At 62.5% G+C, this 16,997-nt stretch carries 17 protein-coding genes; 1 reads left to right on the forward strand and 16 read right to left on the reverse strand.

Annotation, left to right across the window (positions count from 1 at the left end; translation table 11 throughout):
- Window positions 1-16: 16 nt before the first annotated feature.
- The 4 genes from GUC22_RS08720 to nifL form a co-directional block, all read right to left on the reverse strand.
- On the reverse strand, window positions 17-520 hold the full coding sequence (locus GUC22_RS08720; RefSeq protein ID WP_004138772.1) for a nitrogen fixation protein NifQ: 504 nt from the start codon (window positions 518-520) through the stop codon (window positions 17-19).
- Window positions 520-1,926, reverse strand: a complete 1,407-nt coding sequence (gene nifB, locus GUC22_RS08725; protein WP_160183486.1) for a nitrogenase cofactor biosynthesis protein NifB — start codon at window positions 1,924-1,926, stop codon at window positions 520-522. Before nifB ends, GUC22_RS08720 begins: the two co-directional genes overlap by 1 nt.
- Window positions 1,927-2,090: 164 nt before the next feature.
- Window positions 2,091-3,665, reverse strand: a complete 1,575-nt coding sequence (gene nifA, locus GUC22_RS08730; RefSeq protein WP_160183487.1) for a nif-specific transcriptional activator NifA — start codon at window positions 3,663-3,665, stop codon at window positions 2,091-2,093.
- On the reverse strand, window positions 3,662-5,149 hold the full coding sequence (gene nifL / locus GUC22_RS08735) for a nitrogen fixation negative regulator NifL (RefSeq protein ID WP_049085768.1): 1,488 nt from the start codon (window positions 5,147-5,149) through the stop codon (window positions 3,662-3,664). Before nifL ends, nifA begins: the two co-directional genes overlap by 4 nt.
- 321 nt (window positions 5,150-5,470) lie before the next feature.
- On the opposite strand from nifL, the gene GUC22_RS08740 reads away from it, so the two are divergent.
- Window positions 5,471-6,001, forward strand: a complete 531-nt coding sequence (locus GUC22_RS08740; RefSeq protein ID WP_004138775.1) for a flavodoxin — start codon at window positions 5,471-5,473, stop codon at window positions 5,999-6,001.
- 23 nt (window positions 6,002-6,024) lie between these two features.
- Here GUC22_RS08740 and nifM read toward each other — a convergent pair whose 3' ends face one another.
- From nifM to nifK, 12 genes are all read right to left on the reverse strand, one after another.
- Window positions 6,025-6,825, reverse strand: a complete 801-nt coding sequence (gene nifM, locus GUC22_RS08745; protein WP_098140906.1) for a nitrogen fixation protein NifM — start codon at window positions 6,823-6,825, stop codon at window positions 6,025-6,027.
- On the reverse strand, window positions 6,822-7,268 hold the full coding sequence (locus GUC22_RS08750) for a nitrogen fixation protein NifZ (RefSeq protein ID WP_024360013.1): 447 nt from the start codon (window positions 7,266-7,268) through the stop codon (window positions 6,822-6,824). Before GUC22_RS08750 ends, nifM begins: the two co-directional genes overlap by 4 nt.
- Window positions 7,265-7,525, reverse strand: coding sequence for a nitrogenase-stabilizing/protective protein NifW (locus GUC22_RS08755; protein WP_004122407.1), 261 nt, complete (start codon window positions 7,523-7,525; stop codon window positions 7,265-7,267). Before GUC22_RS08755 ends, GUC22_RS08750 begins: the two co-directional genes overlap by 4 nt.
- A complete protein-coding gene (gene nifV / locus GUC22_RS08760) occupies window positions 7,525-8,667 on the reverse strand; it encodes a homocitrate synthase (RefSeq protein ID WP_049085767.1) in 1,143 nt (380 codons plus the stop codon). The genes GUC22_RS08755 and nifV overlap by 1 nt, the downstream gene beginning before the upstream one ends.
- Window positions 8,668-8,681: 14 nt before the next feature.
- On the reverse strand, window positions 8,682-9,884 hold the full coding sequence (gene nifS / locus GUC22_RS08765) for a cysteine desulfurase NifS (RefSeq protein WP_024360010.1): 1,203 nt from the start codon (window positions 9,882-9,884) through the stop codon (window positions 8,682-8,684).
- Between the two features lie 30 nt (window positions 9,885-9,914).
- A complete protein-coding gene (nifU, locus tag GUC22_RS08770; RefSeq protein WP_004122401.1) occupies window positions 9,915-10,739 on the reverse strand; it encodes a Fe-S cluster assembly protein NifU in 825 nt (274 codons plus the stop codon).
- A 195-nt stretch (window positions 10,740-10,934) separates the two neighbouring features.
- Complete coding sequence (locus GUC22_RS08775; RefSeq protein ID WP_004122400.1) at window positions 10,935-11,405, reverse strand: NifB/NifX family molybdenum-iron cluster-binding protein; 471 nt, start codon at window positions 11,403-11,405, stop codon at window positions 10,935-10,937.
- Complete coding sequence (gene nifN, locus GUC22_RS08780; RefSeq protein WP_024360009.1) at window positions 11,392-12,777, reverse strand: nitrogenase iron-molybdenum cofactor biosynthesis protein NifN; 1,386 nt, start codon at window positions 12,775-12,777, stop codon at window positions 11,392-11,394. Before nifN ends, GUC22_RS08775 begins: the two co-directional genes overlap by 14 nt.
- Before the next feature lie 10 nt (window positions 12,778-12,787).
- The gene (nifE, locus tag GUC22_RS08785; protein WP_160183488.1) at window positions 12,788-14,161 is read right to left on the reverse strand and encodes a nitrogenase iron-molybdenum cofactor biosynthesis protein NifE; all 1,374 of its coding nucleotides are present in this window, start codon (window positions 14,159-14,161) and stop codon (window positions 12,788-12,790) included.
- A 322-nt stretch (window positions 14,162-14,483) separates the two neighbouring features.
- Window positions 14,484-15,146: a NifB/NifX family molybdenum-iron cluster-binding protein gene (locus GUC22_RS08790; RefSeq protein WP_024360007.1), complete on the reverse strand. Its 663-nt coding sequence runs from the start codon at window positions 15,144-15,146 to the stop codon at window positions 14,484-14,486.
- 10 nt (window positions 15,147-15,156) lie between these two features.
- The gene (gene nifT, locus GUC22_RS08795) at window positions 15,157-15,375 is read right to left on the reverse strand and encodes a putative nitrogen fixation protein NifT (protein ID WP_004122392.1); all 219 of its coding nucleotides are present in this window, start codon (window positions 15,373-15,375) and stop codon (window positions 15,157-15,159) included.
- Window positions 15,376-15,414: 39 nt separating this feature from the next.
- Entirely contained in the window at window positions 15,415-16,977 is a 1,563-nt protein-coding gene (nifK, locus tag GUC22_RS08800; RefSeq protein ID WP_004138787.1) for a nitrogenase molybdenum-iron protein subunit beta, read from the reverse strand.
- Between the last annotated feature and the right edge of the window lie 20 nt (window positions 16,978-16,997).

Below are 16,997 nucleotides of genomic sequence, written 5' to 3' on the forward strand. Positions count from 1 at the left end.
CCCCTTCGGGAAACGGCTACTCAAAACAGGCGCTGCGTTCCCAGCACTCGTCGCAGCTTGGCGAACGGCAGATAACTTCCCCCTGCTGCAGCAAACAGCGCTGACGATAAAAGAACTTTTTCCAGCGCATATTGTGTTCGTTCATCACCACCAGCTGTGGAAAGCAGTCGCTCATCAGCAGGCGCAATTCGGCGCGCGATGCCAGACCAAGATCCTGCCAGAGATGGTTAAACGCCAGCGAAACCTCGGCGATAATCTGCGCCATCGGCCCGGCATCTTGCTGCATCCAGCCCGCCAGCCAGGCGCCCAGCTGCTGGCGCTCCTCTTCGCGGGTGGCGTTGAGCTCCGCCATCAGGCGGCGACGGGTGAGCGTCTCGCCGTCGAGCGGCGTTTCCACCTCGCCCAGGCGCCGGCGCAGCGCCTGCCAATCGCGCGGGCTAAGCCCCATGCGCAGCGGAAAGCTGCCTTTCCCCGCGTGGTACAGCAGCCATAAGCGCCGCAACCAGTCGAGCGGCGGCATCAGGCGACCCCCTTATGCGGCAACGCGGCAGGCCAGCTCCCCCGACGCTGTTGCCACCACGCGGGCAGCACTTCGGAGACCGGCCGCCACGCGCCGTCAACGCAGGGTTCAATGCCTTCCTGTTCCAGCTGTTGCCACGGCGTATGGCCGATACGCACGCAGAATACGGCTTTAACGTCCGCCAGCAGTTCGAGGATCGCCGCAAACCGGGCTGCGTTATCCTGCGGCTCGCAGTCATCGCGCCCCTGACAATATTTGGGCGTAAAGCGCTCGTTGACCAGCACCATACCGGCGGCCGAGAGGCTGTAAATGTAGAACCGGTCGGCGTGACCAAAGTGACAATCAATGACGTCCCCGCGGCTTGACGCCACGGCGACCAGGCTGGCGTCATCGGCTTCAGATTCGCCGCGGGTCGCAATGCTGGCGTGCAGCTGCGCGCGCTGGTGGAGGATCGGCAGCCAGGCCGGGAGACTCTCTGGCGCCGGAAGCTGGGTAAACTGCTGGCTGCGGTCTTCGCCGAGCATCCCAATGGCGTCGGCGCGACACTGGTGGCAGTGGGTCATCTGCGGCATCACTTCGCCGCACCGGCCGCGGGTGGCGGCGAGCGTCTCGGCGTCCGGCTCCGGCTGGCCGTTGAGGCCAAACACCGTGCCGTGCTCCGGCCTGGCGATCAGCGGCATAATATTATGGATAAACGCGCCGCTGGCCCGCAGCGCGCGGCTCACGTCGGCCATGCCGCTATCGTTGATACCGGGGATCAGCACCGAATTTATTTTCACCAGCACGCCTTTGGCGGTCAGCCTGCGTACGCCCTCAAGCTGACGGGCAATCAGGATCTCTCCCGCTTCGCGCCCGCTGTAGCGTTCGCCGTCCAGCCATAGCCAGGCGTAGATTTGCGCGGCAATCTCCGCGTCGAGGGTATTAATGGTGACCGTGACGTGGTCAACGCCGACATCCAGCAGGCGGTCCACCGCGTCAGGCAGCATCAGTCCGTTGGTCGACAGGCATAATTTCAGGTCCGGCAGCTGTTCGCGGATCAGCTCCAGGGTGCGAAAGGTGCGGGCGATATTGGCGAGCGGATCGCCGGGCCCGGCGATGCCCACCACCGAAAGCTGCGGGATCGCCTGCGCGACCTGACGCACTTTCACGACCGCCTGTTCAGGCGTCAGCAGCGTTGACGATACCCCGGGGCGGGACTCGTTGCTGCAATCGAATTTGCGATTACAGTAGTTGCACTGCAAATTGCAGGCGGGCGCGACGGGCAGATGCATCCGCGCGAAACGGTGATGCCCATGGCGAGAGTAGCAGGGGTGCGCGGCAGCTTTATCGGCCACAAGCGGCGTCAATGCGCTGTCATCCGCCGGGCGGCAGGCTTTGCCGCCAGAAAAAGAGGAGCAGGAAGTCATGGTCGTACCTTCATGGTTGGGCGATACCTTCCTGCTGCAAATGCTGTACCAGAGGTTAATTTCGCAACCGCATGAAAAGTAGACTTTTTAACCGGCAACCCGCGTCCCTGAATTGTCGCAATTCCGCCGCGCTGGCGACAATGTCCTGAATCTCACATAAGGCTTCACAGTCGCGGCATGGTGATATCCATAATCTGAATGCGATACGCCACCTGGCGCGGGGTCATGCCGAGCAGCCGCGCCGCTTTGGCCTGCACCCAGCCCGCTTTTTCCAGGGCGGCGATCAGCCGCTGGCGCTCGTCGAGGCTGTTATCGAGCCAGCCGTCCTCCGCCGGGCCGCTGCTGGCGAGCGCTTTCGGCGGGTTATCGCGATGGTTGAACAGAATCACGTCCCGGTCTATCAGGCCGCTTTCCGACAGCACCGCCGAACGTTCGAGACAGTTTTCCAGTTCGCGCACGTTTCCCGGCCAGCTGTACTCCATCAGCAGGCGAATCGCCCCATCGCTGATGCGCAGCGTTCGCCCCTGGCTGTGGGCGATTTTTCGCACCAGAAAGTGCGCCAGCTCGGCGATATCCTCCTGGCGCTCGCGCAGCGGCGGCAGCGCGATAGGCATTACGTTCAGGCGGTAGTATAGATCCTCGCGGAAATGACCCAGCCGCACCTCCTCTTCCAGATAGCGGTTGGTCGCCGCGATAATGCGCACGTTGACCCGCAGGGTTTCGTCGCCGCCGACGCGCTCCATCTCCCCCTCTTGCAGAATACGCAGTAGCTTAGCCTGAAACGAGGCGCTGCTTTCGCCGATCTCATCGAGGAATAAGGTGCCGCCGTCCGCTAGCTCAAAGCGGCCTTTCCGCTGGCGCACCGCGCCGGTAAACGCGCCTTTCTCATGACCAAACAGCTCGCTCTCCAGCAGGTTGTCCGGCAGCGCCGCGCAGTTAAATTTGACGAACGCCGCGGCGGCGCGCGGAGAATTATGGTGGATGGCGTTGGCGATGAGCTCTTTCCCGGTGCCGCTCTCGCCGCGTACCAGCACCGTGGTATCCCAGCGGGAAACCTGACGAATAATATCCATAATCTGCCGCATCGCCGGGCTTTTACCGACCATATTCTCCAGGCCAAAACCGCGCGAAGGGGTACAGGCGCGCGGGCGCTCTATTCTGGGGCTCTGCTGCGGCGCCTGCGCGGCGGAGGTTGGCAGGATCATCAGGCGAATCGTCTGGGCGATCAGATTGGCGACGGTTTCGAGAAAGCGCGTGCAGGCGGGCAGCCGCTCTTCCTGACGCGCCATCGGCTGCGCCGCCAGTACGCCGATGGGCCGGGAGTGGGGGCCCATCAGCGGAACGGCGATAAACGGCAGGTCATAGTCGTACAGGCTCAGACGATCGAGAAAACGCTGGTCGTCGGCGACGCGCGGCAGCACCAGCGACTGGCCCTGCGCCAGCACGGTACCGACTAATCCTTCCCCCGGCCGGTAGCGAATTTGCGTACTGCCGGGCAGCGTCTGGTCTTCCGTTTGCTGCAGCGCTTCGATGCTCAGGATCTCCTGCTGGCTGTCGTACAGGCAAATCATCCCGTGCTGCATAAACGCATCGTTATGTAGCACGCTCAGGACCTCCTGCAGGGTTTTGCTCGCTTCGGTGGCGCGACTCAGGACCACGCTTATCCGCTGCATGGCGGTAAACTGCTGGGAGAGATCGAAACGTCTGACGGTGGTGTCCGAATCGGATTTATGGATCATTGTTCACCTCCGGTCAGGGTATTAAAGAGCGGAAAACGCAGAACCAGGCTGGTGCCTCCCTGCGGTCGCGAAGCCAGTTCAATCGCGCCGCGGTGGTAGGCGACCAGCGTTTGGATCAGCCGCAGCTCCATCCCTTTGCCGGGAGAGTTTAGGGCATCGGGGGAGTGGGCGTAGCGCACCTGCAGCAGCGGGACATTGTCGTTGAGATACAAAGAGAGCCAGCCCTCGTCCTCTTCGGCGTAAAGTTCGATCTCCAGCGGTACGGAGGGCAGCTCGGCGGCGAGGGCCAGCGTCCGGTCGAGCCATAAACTCAAGCAGGCCAGCAGCTGGGTACGCTGGCCGAAGCCGACCAGATGCGGCGATGCCATGTCCACCTGCAGCCGCGCGCGATCGTCAAAGCGGGTGCGGTAGAGGGCGTACAGGTCGTCAAAAAAGGGCTGAAGCGGCCAGACGGCATTGCTTTCCAGCTCAAGAGAAGGGCGGCAGCGCTGCAGGCGCGCCATGGCCTCTTCACCTTCGCGCCACGCCGCGTCCAGCGCCACGTTGCCGCTGCCTTCGCCGTTCAGCCGGCGGGCCGCCGCCAGCATATTGATTGGGCAATTAAGCTGAATCAGCGCCGCGTCCAGCGACTCGCGAATCGCGGCCAGCAGCTTACCGGCGGTCATTTGCTGTTTCAGACGGTCGAGCCGGCCCTGCTCCTGCTGCTGGCGCTGCTGGGTACAGTCGGCGATCACCACCAGCGTGCGCGCCGGGGCGCTGTCGACGAAGTAGCGGCTGGCTTCTTCACTCACGCCGGGCAGCGCCCAGCAGGTCACCGACAGCCAGCGGACCGCGCCGCGAACCACCACCGGCAGGATTTGCTCCGCGCCGGGCCCCATTTTGCGCGGGGAAACCTGGAGCTCGACCAGCAGCTCTTTCCCGCCGCAGTCCGCGCAGAACGTTTTGTAGGCGAGATTATCCATCACCACCCGATCCTGCTCATCGACCACGACCACGGCGGCGGGGATGTTATTGAGCACCGCTTCCATTAGCGTCATATGATTGCGCAGCCGCTGTTCCAGGGTATAGCTGACGCTGATATCCCGCTGCATCGCCAGATAATGCTCCAGCTCGCCCTGCGGATTCAGCACCGGCGTGATATCGATATCAACCAGATACAGGCCGCCGTCGCGGCGCTGATTAATTAGCTGACCGCGCCACGGCTGGCGCTGGAGCAGGGTTTGCCACATCTCCTGGTAGATCTCGCGCGGCGTCTGGCTGCTGGCCAGCAGGCGCGGGTTCTGATTGAGCAATTGCGCCAGCGAGTATCCAGTCTGGCGGCAAAACGCCGGGTTGGCGTAGATAATATTCGCCCGGGCATCGGTGAGGGAAATCGCTACCGATGCCTGTTCGACCATTGTAAAAAACAGCCCCGGATGTTGTTGAGTCAGCGCACCGGCAATCGCCTCGGGTACGGCGTTATCGAGCATCATATTCAGGGTCATCGCAAACTCCTGTGTCGCAGTTATGACAATTTGTCCGACACCGTGACAGGGACGCCGCGGTGTTTTCCGAACGGTGATAACCATGCAAACCGTGCGCCCTTATCGGCGTGATGTGCAGAAACATTGATCCGGTAGGGGAAAAGCAGGCGCTTTTTGCATTTTAAGCGCCCCGCCAGCCCCGCCGCGCGCGGCGGGAGGGGGCTGAAGCGATCGTTTTGGGGCAGGGATGGGCCGCGGTAGTGCAAAGCAACCTGGCACAGCCTTCGCAATACCCCTGCGAGAACGCGTATTTTCAACCCCCTTTTCCGACAGGAGCGCAACATGGCGAACATTGGTATTTTCTTTGGCACCGATACCGGTAAAACCCGCAAAATCGCGAAAATGATCCACAAGCAGCTGGGCGAGCTGGCGGATGCCCCGGTCAACATTAACCGCACGACGCTGGACGACTTTATGGCCTATCCGGTGCTGCTGCTGGGCACGCCGACGCTCGGCGACGGCCAGCTGCCGGGGCTGGAGGCCGGATGCGAAAGCGAGTCATGGAGCGAATTTATCAGCGGCCTCGACGACGCCAGCCTGAAAGGGAAAACCGTGGCGCTGTTCGGCCTCGGCGATCAGAGAGGCTATCCGGACAACTTCGTCAGCGGGATGCGCCCGCTGTTCGACGCCCTGAGCGCGCGCGGCGCGCAGATGATTGGCAGCTGGCCAAATGAGGGTTATGAATTCAGCGCGTCCTCGGCGCTGGAAGGCGACCGCTTTGTTGGGCTGGTGCTGGATCAGGATAACCAGTTCGACCAGACCGAAGCGCGTCTGGCGAGCTGGCTTGAGGAGATTAAACGCACCGTGCTGTAGGCGTTAACGGGTAGCCGCCGAGGCTACCCGCACAGTCCCGGCTGACGGGAAATCATCTGTTCCAGCCACTGGCGCTGATGGCGCTGCTGGCTCTGCTGCCAAAGATAATCGCGCGCGCTCTCCAGCGCCTGCTGCGGCTCCATGGGCGCGGCGGGGCGAATTGCTTCGCACCATAAAAGATGCCAGCCCAGTTCGCTGGCGATGGGAAGGCTTAGCGCGTTTTCCGCCAGTGAAAACAGCGCGGTCTCGAGCTGCGGATAGAGCAGGCCGCGGCTAATCCAGCCTAAACGACCCTCTTCCAGCGCGCTCGGGCAGTGGGAATAGCGCTGGGCCAGCGGCGCGAAAGCGTCCCGCGAGGCGTTGATTTGCCGATACAGGCCGAGGATCCGCTGGTGCACGGCTTCGCGGTCGTTATCGACCGTCAGCAGTAAATGGCGGGTCAGACGCTGTTCCGGGCGCATAAACTGCGTCTGGTGGCGCAGATACCATGCCTGTACCGTAGAGAGATCCGGCTGCGGCGCCTGGCGGGCGATATCGGCAAAGGCGAGTTCCAGCCGGGCGTGATGGCGCACGATGGCAGCGCGCTCGGGCGGCGTAAAATCCCCCTCGTCGAGCCAGATGGCAAGGGAGGCGGCGATATTCTCCAGCAACGCCGCCGGAATATCGCCTTCAGGGACCCGCGCGACGATCGTCTGCTCCATATGGCACTGGCGTTGCCAGGCCTGTTCAAAAACCGGCGTATCGGCCGGATCCAGGGCCGCCGGATCGCGATTCCAGCGGCTGCGCGCTAGCCGCTGCCGGGCAAAACGTTGCCATGCGTTCATTCTTCTCTTTCCTCTATAAGGGCGATGGCCTGCGCCGGGACCCTGAACCAGCGGCCGCTAAAGTCGACGGTGTAGCTGTCGCCGAGCTCTCCCCGATCGGTAGCCTCAACGCGTCCCCGCTGGCCGGCGCTCACGACCACATCGCCGTTGACCGCGAGCGCCATCTGGCAGGTCACGCTATCCCCGTATTGCAAATTTCCGGCCAGCCACGGCTGGGTGATGGGGATCAGCTCCTGCTCGCGGCAGCCGATGATCCGATCGGTTTCCGGAAAGTGGATCTGGTAGATAATCTGATCTTGCAAAAAAACGCCCCAGTCGCGCACAAAGCCGGTGCTGCCGCGCCTGACCAGCAGCGCGCCGGGCGCGAAGCCCGCCACGGTGCCGTCGTTACGAATCGCGCGTACGACGCGGACCTCTTCGCTAAAGGTGAATTTCGGTCTCATGTTCCGCTCTCCTGAAACTGTTGCTGATAGCTCTCCGCGAGCAGTCTTCGCGCCAGCAGCCAGGGCGCGCGGTCGTTATCCTCGAGCCGGTTTTGCAGCGGCACCTCCGCGCGGAGTTTGCGATGAAACGTTGCCAGCACCGGCAGGCTGCAGCGGCCAAGCAGCTCGGGCTGATAGGGGACGGCGAAAAACTGAAAAAAAGATTCGGCGGAGCGAAGTTCGTCCACGCCGGGAATTTGATAAAACCACTCCATCATTACCCCCTCGCCCGCAGGGCGGATTCACCGCACAGCTCGTCGTAGATAGCCACCAGCTCGTAATCTTTCGGGCTGCGCTTCCAGTTCTCGGCGAAGCGGCGGATGGCGGGCAGCAGCTGGTTAATCTGCGCGGCGTTGAGGTGATAGCCCATCTGGTCAAAAATGCCGTTGACCGCCTGACGCCCGGAGTGTTTGCCCAGCACCAGCCGGTAGCTGCGGCCCATCAGGGAAGGGGCGATGGACTGGTAGCTCTCGCTGTCGCGCAGCAGCGCCGCCACGTGGACACCTGACTCATGGGTAAACACCAGCTCGCCGACCAGCGGCTGCTGCGGGTCGATGGCGCGCTGAGCGGCTTCCGCGACCCTCTGACAGAGCGCGGGCAGCGCCGAAAAATGCACGCCGGTCTCCACGCCCAGGCAGCGTTCAAGGCCCAGCGCGACGGTTTCCAGCGCCGCATTGCCCGCCCGCTCGCCGAGACCGAGGACCGTCGTATTCACGCTGGTGGCCCCGGCGCTTACCGCCGCCAGCGTATTGGCGGTCGCCATACCCAGATCGTTATGGGCATGCATTTCGATCTCGCCGGACCAGACGTCGCGCAGGGCCGAGATTTGCGCCGCGGTGGTAAAAGGGTCGAGCAGGCCGACCGTATCGGCATAGCGCAGGCGGGCGGCGGCGCATTGCTGCGCGACCTCGGCGATAGCGCGCAGGGTCTGGCCGCTGGCCCGCGAGGCGTCCTCGCAGCCGATGCATACCTTCAGGCCGAGGGTATGCGCAAGATGGATAAACATCGCCAGCCGCTCCAGCAGCACCGCCAGCGGCTCGCGCAGTTTGTACTGCCGCAGCTTATCCGAAGCCGGAATCGAGATATCCACCCAGTCGATGCCCAGATCGGCGCTCTGGCGGATCTCCAGCGCGTTCATCCGACACCAGGTCATCAGGGTCGCGTCGGGCAGCTGGCGACGCACCAGCTGGATCCGCGCGATCTCCTCGTCGCCCATCGCCGGGGTGCCGACCTCCATCGTCGTTATTCCTGCGGCGTAAAGCGCCTCGGCAATGGCGACCTTTTCGCTGGTGCGAAAGGCGACGCCGGGGCTCTGCTCGCCGTCGCGCAGGGTGGTATCGTTAATCAGCACGCGTTCCATCAGCCACCTCCGCCTTAGCCGTAAACCGGCGTGAATACGGCGTCCGCCGGGCGCGGCTTGCCGTTCTGCCAGTAGGGCGACAGCGCGCGCAGCCGGTCGATAATCGGCGGCAGCGTGGCGACGACGTAATCGATCTCTTTCTCCCGGGTGTAGCGCGAGAGAGAAAAGCGGATGGTGCCGTGGGCGGCGGTGTAGGGGATATTCATCGCCCGCATCACGTGGGAGGGTTCCAGCGAGCCTGAGGTGCAGGCGCTGCCGCTGGAGGCGGCGATCCCGGCCTGGTTTAACAGCAGCAGAATGGCTTCACCTTCAATAAACTCAAAGGCCAGATTTACCGTGCCGGGCACCCGCGGCTGGCCGCCGCCCATTACCATGACCGACGGCACGCTGGCCAGCAGGCGATGCTCCAGCCTGTCGCGCAATTGGCCGATATGCGTCATTCCCGGCAGATGAATATTCGCCAGCTCGCAGGCCGCGCCCATGCCGACGATTCCGCAGATATTTTCTGTCCCGGCTCGCCGACCGTACTCCTGGTGACCGCCGCGCAGCAGCGGGCGAAAGCGCGTTCCCCGCCGCAGATAAAGACAGCCTACGCCTTTTGGCCCGTGGAACTTATGCGCCGAGCAGGAGAGCATATCTATGCGGGTCTGGCCCACGGCGATCGGTATTTTCCCGACCACCTGCACCGCATCGCAGTGAAACAGCGCCCCTTGTTCATGGGCCAGCTCCGCCATTTCGCCGATCGGGAAAAGCACCCCGGTTTCGTTATTCGCCCACATCACGCTGACCAACGCGACGCGCGGGCTGAGCGCCGCGCGGAACTGCGCCATGTCCAGCGCCCCCTCGCTATCCACCGCGATGCGATGAATCCGGTAGCCCTGGCGCTCCAGGTGCTCGCAGGCCGCCAGCGTCGCCGGATGTTCGACCGCGCTGGTGATGATTTCGCGACGCTCCGGCAGCAGGGCGATCGCCGAGGCGATGGCGGTGGCGGTGGCTTCGGTGGCGCAGGAGGTAAAGATGATCTCGCTGGGATACTCCGCGCCCAGCAGCGCCGCAGCCTGCTGATGCGCGCGTTCCAGAGCCGCCTGGGCCGGAATGCCAAAATCGTGTATCGACGAGGGGTTGCCGTAAAAATCGGTCAAAAAGGGCATCATCGCTTCCAGAACCATCGGGTCCAGGCGGGTGGTGGCGTTGTTATCGAGATAAACCTGTTTCATCTTGTCCCCCTTGGGTCAGTTAACCGCGGCTCAGGCCGCCACCACTTCCATATAACAGCCGGTACGTTCCATCAGTTTTTGCTGCAGCCAGGCCAGGGTCATATCGGTCATCATGCAGCCGCTACAGCTGCCGGAGAGGCTGACGGTCACCTGGTGGTTGGCGACGCTGAGTAGCGCCATATCGCCGCCGTCGGCCTGAATATGCGGCCGCAGTTCTGCGATGGTATCGACGACGCTCTGCCAGTGCGGATCTTTGCCGCTGGCCACGGCTGGCGTCGTCTGCGGCTGCTGGGCGAGGATCTCCGCCAGCGCCAGCTCGATTTTTTCGTGGCAAGAGGTGCAGCCGCCGCCCGCTTTGGTGTAGTTGATCACCTCGGCAAGGGTGGTCAGCCCGTTGTTCTGTACCGCGCGGCGAATATGCCCTTCATCGACGCCGAAGCATTTGCAGATCAGCTTGCCCTCGTCGTGCTCCTCTTCAAGGCTTTCGCCGCGAAAGTTGGCGATGGCCGCGCGCAGGGCCTCCTGGCCCATCACCGAGCAGTGCATTTTCTCCGGCGGCAGTCCGTCGAGATAATCGGCAATCTGCTGATTGGTTATCTGCCCGGCTTCGGCGAGGGTATGGCCGATAATCAGCTCCGTCAGCGCGGAGGAGGAGGCGATGGCGCTGCCGCAGCCGAAGGTCTGGAAGCCCGCCTCCTCAATGATTTCGCTTTGCGGGTCGACGCGCAGCATCAGGCGCAGGGCGTCGCCGCAGCTTAACGAACCGACGTCGCCTACCGCGTTGGCGTTGTCCACCACGCGCGCGTTGCGGGGGTTAAAAAAATGGTCTTTCACTTTCTCGGAGTAATTCCACATGCTGTCAGCTCCAGGGATGATGACGGAAAACGCCGGGGCGCGGTTCACCGCGGAAGCGCGGTGGCGATAACGAACTAGCAATTGCGATACCAGAGAATAAAATTAATATTTTTCAAATGGTTGTGTATTAGTCCTGACAAGGTTCGTCCTACAGTGTCGCGATGTTTTGTGGGCTTTGTCACAGAAACGACACGGCTAGCGGCGCGGGTCCGGATCCCCATGCCACTCCTGCTCCTGCAGCAGACGGGTAAAGCGCTCCGGGTCGCGCTGGCGCGTATTTTTGCGCTGCCCTTTGTCGTACCAGTAGAGCTGAATCTCCTGCAGTAAGCCGACGATGGTGGTGTCGGCGGGAACGCGTTCGGCGCGCACGCCCACCTGCAACAGCTGGCGAAAAACCGCGTCGCCAATCGCCACGCAGAACAGCGTGACGCAATCCTCCAGGGCGTGGATCCGCCTGGCGATCTTCTCCGTCTGGTGGCCGTTCTCGACCGAGAAATCAACCACCCGGATGAGAGTGACCCGATCCGCCTTGACGCCGTACACCACCAGCCGCGGGGTAGCGCCGAAGTGCTGATCGACGTGACGATAGTCGGAGCTGGCGAAGGCGACCTTCATAGACCACTCATCGGAGTGGACCATATCAAACTGACGGTTAATCGGCGGCATAAGCCCCTCCTGTGGAGAGTGACGATTCGGGGTTCTGGCGCAGCGGCGATCGGTAGTGGGCGAGGTGGTGGTGACGCTCGCGCATCAGGTTTGCCAGCTCAAACAGCGTATCGCGCATCCCGCTATACCCCTGTCGTACCCGGCGGAATTCGCCGAGCTTATCAAAGAGCGGAAAACCCGCGCGCACCAGCGGCAGCGCAAACTGCTCCGCCAGGTCGCGGGCGTGCGAGTTCGCCACCAGCAGGTCGGCGGGATGCGCGCACAGCAGGGTTTGCAGATCCTCCAGATCCCCCGGCACCACCCGTTCCACCGGCAGCTGGCGCAGGCTGGGATGACCGGTAGGGGCCACCAGCGGGCCGGGCTGCATCCCCTGGCTGTTGGCGAAATCACACCACGCCGCCAGCAAATCGCCTTCCGCCGCTATCGCCATGCGCTGGCCCTGGAGCCACATATGGCAGTCGATCATCGCATCCTGTAGCTGGCCGCGCTGGCGTTCCAGCCACTCGGGAACGGCGCGTCCGGAAATTTTCGCCAGTTGATGAATAAAGGCGTCGCAGCGTTCGAGGGTCATCAGGTGCGGCAGGGCGATAACCTCGCCGCGGCAGCGCGGGGCCAGCAGCGATGAGGCGCGATGAAGGGAGACGCCAATGGCGAAGCTGCACAGGCTTTGCCCCATCTGCTCTATCTGGCGCAGCGGCGTCCCGCCCTGGGTCAGCGGCGAGAAATCGCCCTGCGCCAGGTGGCCGTCCATCGATTGCGCCAGGTCCGGCAGGATTACCGGCTGCAGGCCGAACGCTTCGACGCATCGGCGCAGCCACTCAATATCACCCGGCGAACAGAGGTGGCTGATCAGCAGATTGACCCGGCGATTGCGCTGAGCCGGGCGCGGCGCCGGCGGCACCCACTGCTCAATGACGCTCTCTAGCACCGCGCTGAAGCCGTTCTCCATGGAGCCATAAAAATCCGGCGTGTTAACCGTCAATATCGCCACCCCCTTGTGACGGGGATACTCTTCGCGAAACTGGCGAACCACGCGGGAAATATCGCTGCCCTGGGCCTCCGACAGCCCGGTGCTGAGCAGTACGATAGCCTGCGGATTGTTGCGCTGGCAGAGGGTATCCAGGGCGGTAAAAATATTGCCGTCCGCGCCCATAATCGTCGACGTGGGATCCATCGCCGTCGACTGCAGGGGAACCGGGTCGTGGAAATGTTGAATAAAAAAGACTTTGGCGAAGGCGCTGCACCCCTGCGCGCCGTGGACCAGAGGGATGCTGTGTTCGATCCCGAGGCTGGCGAGGATTGCGCCGAGCGGCTGGCCGGTTTTGATGGGGCTGACCGCCAGCGGCTTATCGGTGCGGAAAATGTCTGCCATGGTGAGCTCCTTAGCGCCACGGGGCGCGAGAATGGGTTTGCGGCCAGATGGGGCTGTTGATGGTCTGACACAGCTGGCGGGCGAGGGTGACGATCCCCTGATAGCCAGCGAAGGCGTGTTCGCGCTCCTGATTGATATCGAGAAACGGCAGCCTGGCTTTATAGGCGGTGTACATATTGCGTCCGCCGGCAATCATCAGGTCGGCCTGATAGCGATAGACCACATCCAGCAGCGTGCGGGCGTTGCCCTCTTCCAGCATTACCGCCTCTTCGCCCATCAGCTCGCGGATCCGCTGTTTATCCTCTTCGGTGGATTTACGCGTGCCGGTTGCCACCACGGTCATGCCCAAATCCTGCAGCGCCGATACCACCGACCAGGATTTCACCCCGCCGGTATAGAGCAGCGCTTTGCGGCCGCGCAGCTGTTCGCGCCACGGCTGTAGCGCCAGTTCCGCCGCCTGTTCCTCCCGCGCAATCAGCGCTTCGGTACGCTGGCGAAGGTCGTCGTCGCCCAGCAGCGCCGCCAGCTGGCGCAGGGCGTCAGAGGTGGCGCGGATCCCATAAAAGCTGCCTTCGAACCACGGCGTGCCGTAGCGCTGCTCCAGGGCTCTGGCGACGTTAATTAACGCCCGCGAGCAGACCAGCATATTGGCCTGCGCCCGGTGCATGGTCTGGATCTCGGCGAAGCGGCCATCGCCGGAGAGGCTGCCGAGCACGCGGATCCCCAGTTCGTCGAGCAGCGGCTGAATATGCCAGAACTCGCCGGCAATATTGAATTCGCCAATCAGGCCAATATCGTGACGCTGCTCCGGGGCAAAGAGCGTGCTCTCCGGCCAGGGGGCGGGCTCGCGCTGGCCGATGACCCGTTTGACCATGACGTCGCCCGCCAGCCGGTTACCGAGATTTTTACTGCCGTAGAAACCGGCGGCGTCAATAGCGATAACCGGTACGCCGGTGGCGGTCTGCGCGGCCTGGCATACCGCTTCCAGGTCATCGCCCTCCATGGCCGGTACGCAGGTGTTGTAGATAAAGACCGCCGCCGGATGATAGCGGGTGACGATATGGCGCACGGCGTGAAACAGGCGGCGTTCGCCGCGGCCCATAATCACGTCCTGTTCGTTGAGATCGGTGGTGAACCCGAGCCGATTAAGGGTGGGGCCGGAGCTGGCGCTGCCGCGGTTATCCCATGAGCTTCCGGCGCAGCCGATGGGGCCGTGGACCAGATGCGCCACGTCGGCGATGGGCAGCAGGGTTATCTGCGCGCCGTCGAACGCGCAGCCGCCGGCGGTGGCGCCGGGTTTGGGCGCGCTGCAGCCGGATTTTTGTTTATGGTTGTGTTCACAGGCCGGTTCATCCAGCAGCGCCAGAATTTCATTTTCCTTCATAGTGACCTCGTTGACGGTGGGGGATGAGGGGGAAGATGCAATTCGCGCTCCAGAAGCGGAGCCTTGATTTTTAAAGAAAAGAGGTTGTTGGCTTTGCGACAAAGCCAACAATCGGACAAGGGATGGCGGCATGTGATGCTTTATGACCTATCGCGCTGGCATGGCTATTTGTTGATGAAAGGCTGGCAGCGAGGGGGTTAGGCGCATCAAGAAGCCCGGAACAACCGTGAACGGAATATTCCCCTGAGCGTAACGTGGGGAAGAGCGTCCATACGCGAAAAAAAGCCCGCGGGGTCAGCGGGCAACAAGCACAAAACAGGGATTAAAAAACGCGTTCTTCCAGAGGGTTATCCCTGTTAAGCCGCTTCGCCAGCCACGGCGGCAAACGGCCGGCCAGCAGCGTATTGATCGCCTCGCACTGTGCCTGAATCGTCGTCCCGGGCTGCGCTTTCATCGGGTGGATGCGATGGCGGATCAGCCGCGCGGCGGCGGGCCCGCCGATCTCCTGGCAAAACAGCAGCTGACAGTCCTCAATAAGCCGGGCGCGCACTTCGTTGGCCTCCTGCTGGTGGGGGGCGGAGGGATAGCGGCGCAGATCGTACAGCCAGCCGCCTTGTTCATCGAACGCGTAGATAAAAAACAGTCGTCCCTGGCCGAAATGGCCGTTAATCACCAGCCCATCCTGGGAGCAAAATGCCGCCAGCAGCTGCGGCGTGCGCTGGGCAGGGCGAACGATGCGTAAATGGGCGGGCAGCGCGCCCTGCAGGCTCGCCATCACCCGCGACCAGCGAGCGGGGGACATCACCGCCGTCGCGGAGGGAAAGCTGGCGGCCAGCTGCGGCTGGGTCAGGGTCGCCAGACGCTCTGGCGTCAGCGTCTCGCCGCTCTCCTGCGCCAGCCAGTCGACGATTTGCGCCGGCTGTAGGTCCGGCAGAGACTGAAACAGCGCCAGCATACGCCAGAATAGGGTATCGTTGTCGGACATCACCAGCTCCTTATATCAAGGTATTGCGCGTCGCGCGCAGGCTTATCGGAAAGACGGGACGCCCCGGCTGCGGATGCACGTAGTAGCGGCGTCCCCCCTCCAGCGAAATCGCGCCGCCCCAGCGTTCAGCGTCGTTATGCTCAATCTGGATCACTCGCGCTTCCAGATCCTGTTTCGCGATATAGGCGTACAGGTCCGCGCCGCGCTCACGGAAAATCACGATGGGCATACTCCCTCCTGGCCCCGCATGACGCGGGGCACCTGATGGTTAACGGACGAGATCGAAGCTGTAATCGGTTTTGCCCAGCTGGCTGGTATCGCTATCCAGTTTCTCCAGCACGGCGTTCACCAGCGTCGTCACAATGTTCATCGCCCCTTCATAACCCCAGGTTGTCTGGCGGTGCAGATGGTGGCGGTCGAACAGCGGAAAGCCGAGGCGGATAAGCGGCACTTCAAAGGCTTTACCCTTCGCCAGGGTATCGCGCTGGATAAACTTGCCGTAGGAGTTGCCGATCATAAAGTCCGGCTGACGGGTGAACATCAGCGAACGGAAGTGCCACAAATCGCAGTTGATAAACACTTCGCTATCGCGCCCGTACGGCGAGGCATCGAGCATTTTGTTCATCGCTTTTTGCCAGCGTTTGTTGGCGTTATGGCTCAGGATCACCGTTGGCTCGCAGCCCAGCTCCAGCAGGAAGCGGGTGAGGCCCATCACGAAGTCCGGATCGCCGTACAGGCCAAACTTCTTGCCGTGCAGCCAGGTGTGGGAGTCGAGCATCATGTCAACCAGCCGGCCGCGCTCAAGGGTGAGGGCGTCGGCAATCGGCTTGCCGCTAAGCTGGCTGACGGTCATCAGCAGTTCATCGGTGGCGGCCAACCCCAGCGGAATGGCGACCTCGGTGGCGGGCTGGTTCCACATCTCCTGCACCACTTTTTTGCTCTTCAGCAGCTGCCACGGCTGCAGGAGCAGCGTATCGATGGCGTCAGGGGCCTCTTTCATCTCCTGCTGCGTGGTGCCGCCGGAATACATCCGATAGTGGCCGTCGGCGGGCGTGTCGAGAACTTCCGACGGATCGGAGAGCAGGCTGCACGGCACCGCCATCTGTTCCATCATCCGCTTTAATACGCGGAAGTTGCCGAGATAGGTTTCAAAGCCGGTCACCAGATTGAGCTTCGGCAGTTTGCCCGGCTGCCCCTGGTAGTCCGCAGTGAAGGTTTTGGCGAAGCCTTCAAACATGTTATCCCAGCCGGTGACGTGGCTGCCGATAAAGCTTGGCGTATGGGCGTGGGGCACCGCGATGCTGCTGTCGACGAAGCCATCTTTTTTGGCGTTGGCGATAAACGCCTGCAGGTCATCGCCGATAACTTCCGCCATGCAGGTGGTGGACACCGCAATGATCTCCGGTTTGTACAGCGCGCTGGCGTTCTGCAGGCCCAGGTTCATATTGTTGTTGCCGCCGAAGACCGCCGCGTCTTCGGTCATCGAGTCGGAGACGCAGGCGATCGGCTCTTTGAAATGGCGGTTAAAATAGGTGCGAAAGTAGGCCACGCACCCCTGAGAGCCGTGCACATACGGCAGGGTGTTGGCAAATCCCAGCGAGCAAAGCACCGCGCCAAGCGGCTGGCAGGCTTTCGCCGGGTCAACGGTCAGCGCCTCGCGCTGGAAGTTCAGCGCTTCATACTCGGCGGTGGTGGTCCAGGCAAAGACCTCCTGCACGCGCTGCGCATCGTGCGCCTCTTCCAGCTGCCGCTTATTGCGGAACAGCTCCTGGTATTCATCCTGTTCGAATAGCGGATAACAGCTATTAATTTTATCAATCGTTTGGCTCATGGTGTTCTCCTCCCGCGCCA

It is taken from the genome of Klebsiella sp. MPUS7 (genome assembly GCF_009905335.1).
GTDB classification, from domain to species: Bacteria; Pseudomonadota; Gammaproteobacteria; order Enterobacterales; family Enterobacteriaceae; genus Klebsiella; species Klebsiella grimontii.

Bases quoted from the DNA above. Each gene is read 5' to 3' on its own strand.
- nifU (WP_004122401.1), bottom strand. From the start codon at position 10,739: ATGTGGAATTACTCCGAGAAAGTGAAAGACCATTTTTTTAACCCCCGC.
- nifA (WP_160183487.1), bottom strand. From the start codon at position 3,665: ATGATCCATAAATCCGATTCGGACACCACCGTCAGACGTTTCGATCTC.
- GUC22_RS08720 (WP_004138772.1), bottom strand. From the start codon at position 520: ATGCCGCCGCTCGACTGGTTGCGGCGCTTATGGCTGCTGTACCACGCG.
- GUC22_RS08755 (WP_004122407.1), bottom strand. From the start codon at position 7,525: ATGATGGAGTGGTTTTATCAAATTCCCGGCGTGGACGAACTTCGCTCC.
- nifL (WP_049085768.1), bottom strand. From the start codon at position 5,149: ATGACCCTGAATATGATGCTCGATAACGCCGTACCCGAGGCGATTGCC.
- GUC22_RS08775 (WP_004122400.1), bottom strand. From the start codon at position 11,405: ATGCCGCCGATTAACCGTCAGTTTGATATGGTCCACTCCGATGAGTGG.
- GUC22_RS08790 (WP_024360007.1), bottom strand. From the start codon at position 15,146: ATGTCCGACAACGATACCCTATTCTGGCGTATGCTGGCGCTGTTTCAG.
- nifS (WP_024360010.1), bottom strand. From the start codon at position 9,884: ATGAAACAGGTTTATCTCGATAACAACGCCACCACCCGCCTGGACCCG.
- nifT (WP_004122392.1), bottom strand. From the start codon at position 15,375: ATGCCCATCGTGATTTTCCGTGAGCGCGGCGCGGACCTGTACGCCTAT.
- GUC22_RS08740 (WP_004138775.1), top strand. From the start codon at position 5,471: ATGGCGAACATTGGTATTTTCTTTGGCACCGATACCGGTAAAACCCGC.
- GUC22_RS08750 (WP_024360013.1), bottom strand. From the start codon at position 7,268: ATGAGACCGAAATTCACCTTTAGCGAAGAGGTCCGCGTCGTACGCGCG.
- nifK (WP_004138787.1), bottom strand. From the start codon at position 16,977: ATGAGCCAAACGATTGATAAAATTAATAGCTGTTATCCGCTATTCGAA.
- nifE (WP_160183488.1), bottom strand. From the start codon at position 14,161: ATGAAGGAAAATGAAATTCTGGCGCTGCTGGATGAACCGGCCTGTGAA.
- nifB (WP_160183486.1), bottom strand. From the start codon at position 1,926: ATGACTTCCTGCTCCTCTTTTTCTGGCGGCAAAGCCTGCCGCCCGGCG.
- nifN (WP_024360009.1), bottom strand. From the start codon at position 12,777: ATGGCAGACATTTTCCGCACCGATAAGCCGCTGGCGGTCAGCCCCATC.
- nifM (WP_098140906.1), bottom strand. From the start codon at position 6,825: ATGAACGCATGGCAACGTTTTGCCCGGCAGCGGCTAGCGCGCAGCCGC.
- nifV (WP_049085767.1), bottom strand. From the start codon at position 8,667: ATGGAACGCGTGCTGATTAACGATACCACCCTGCGCGACGGCGAGCAG.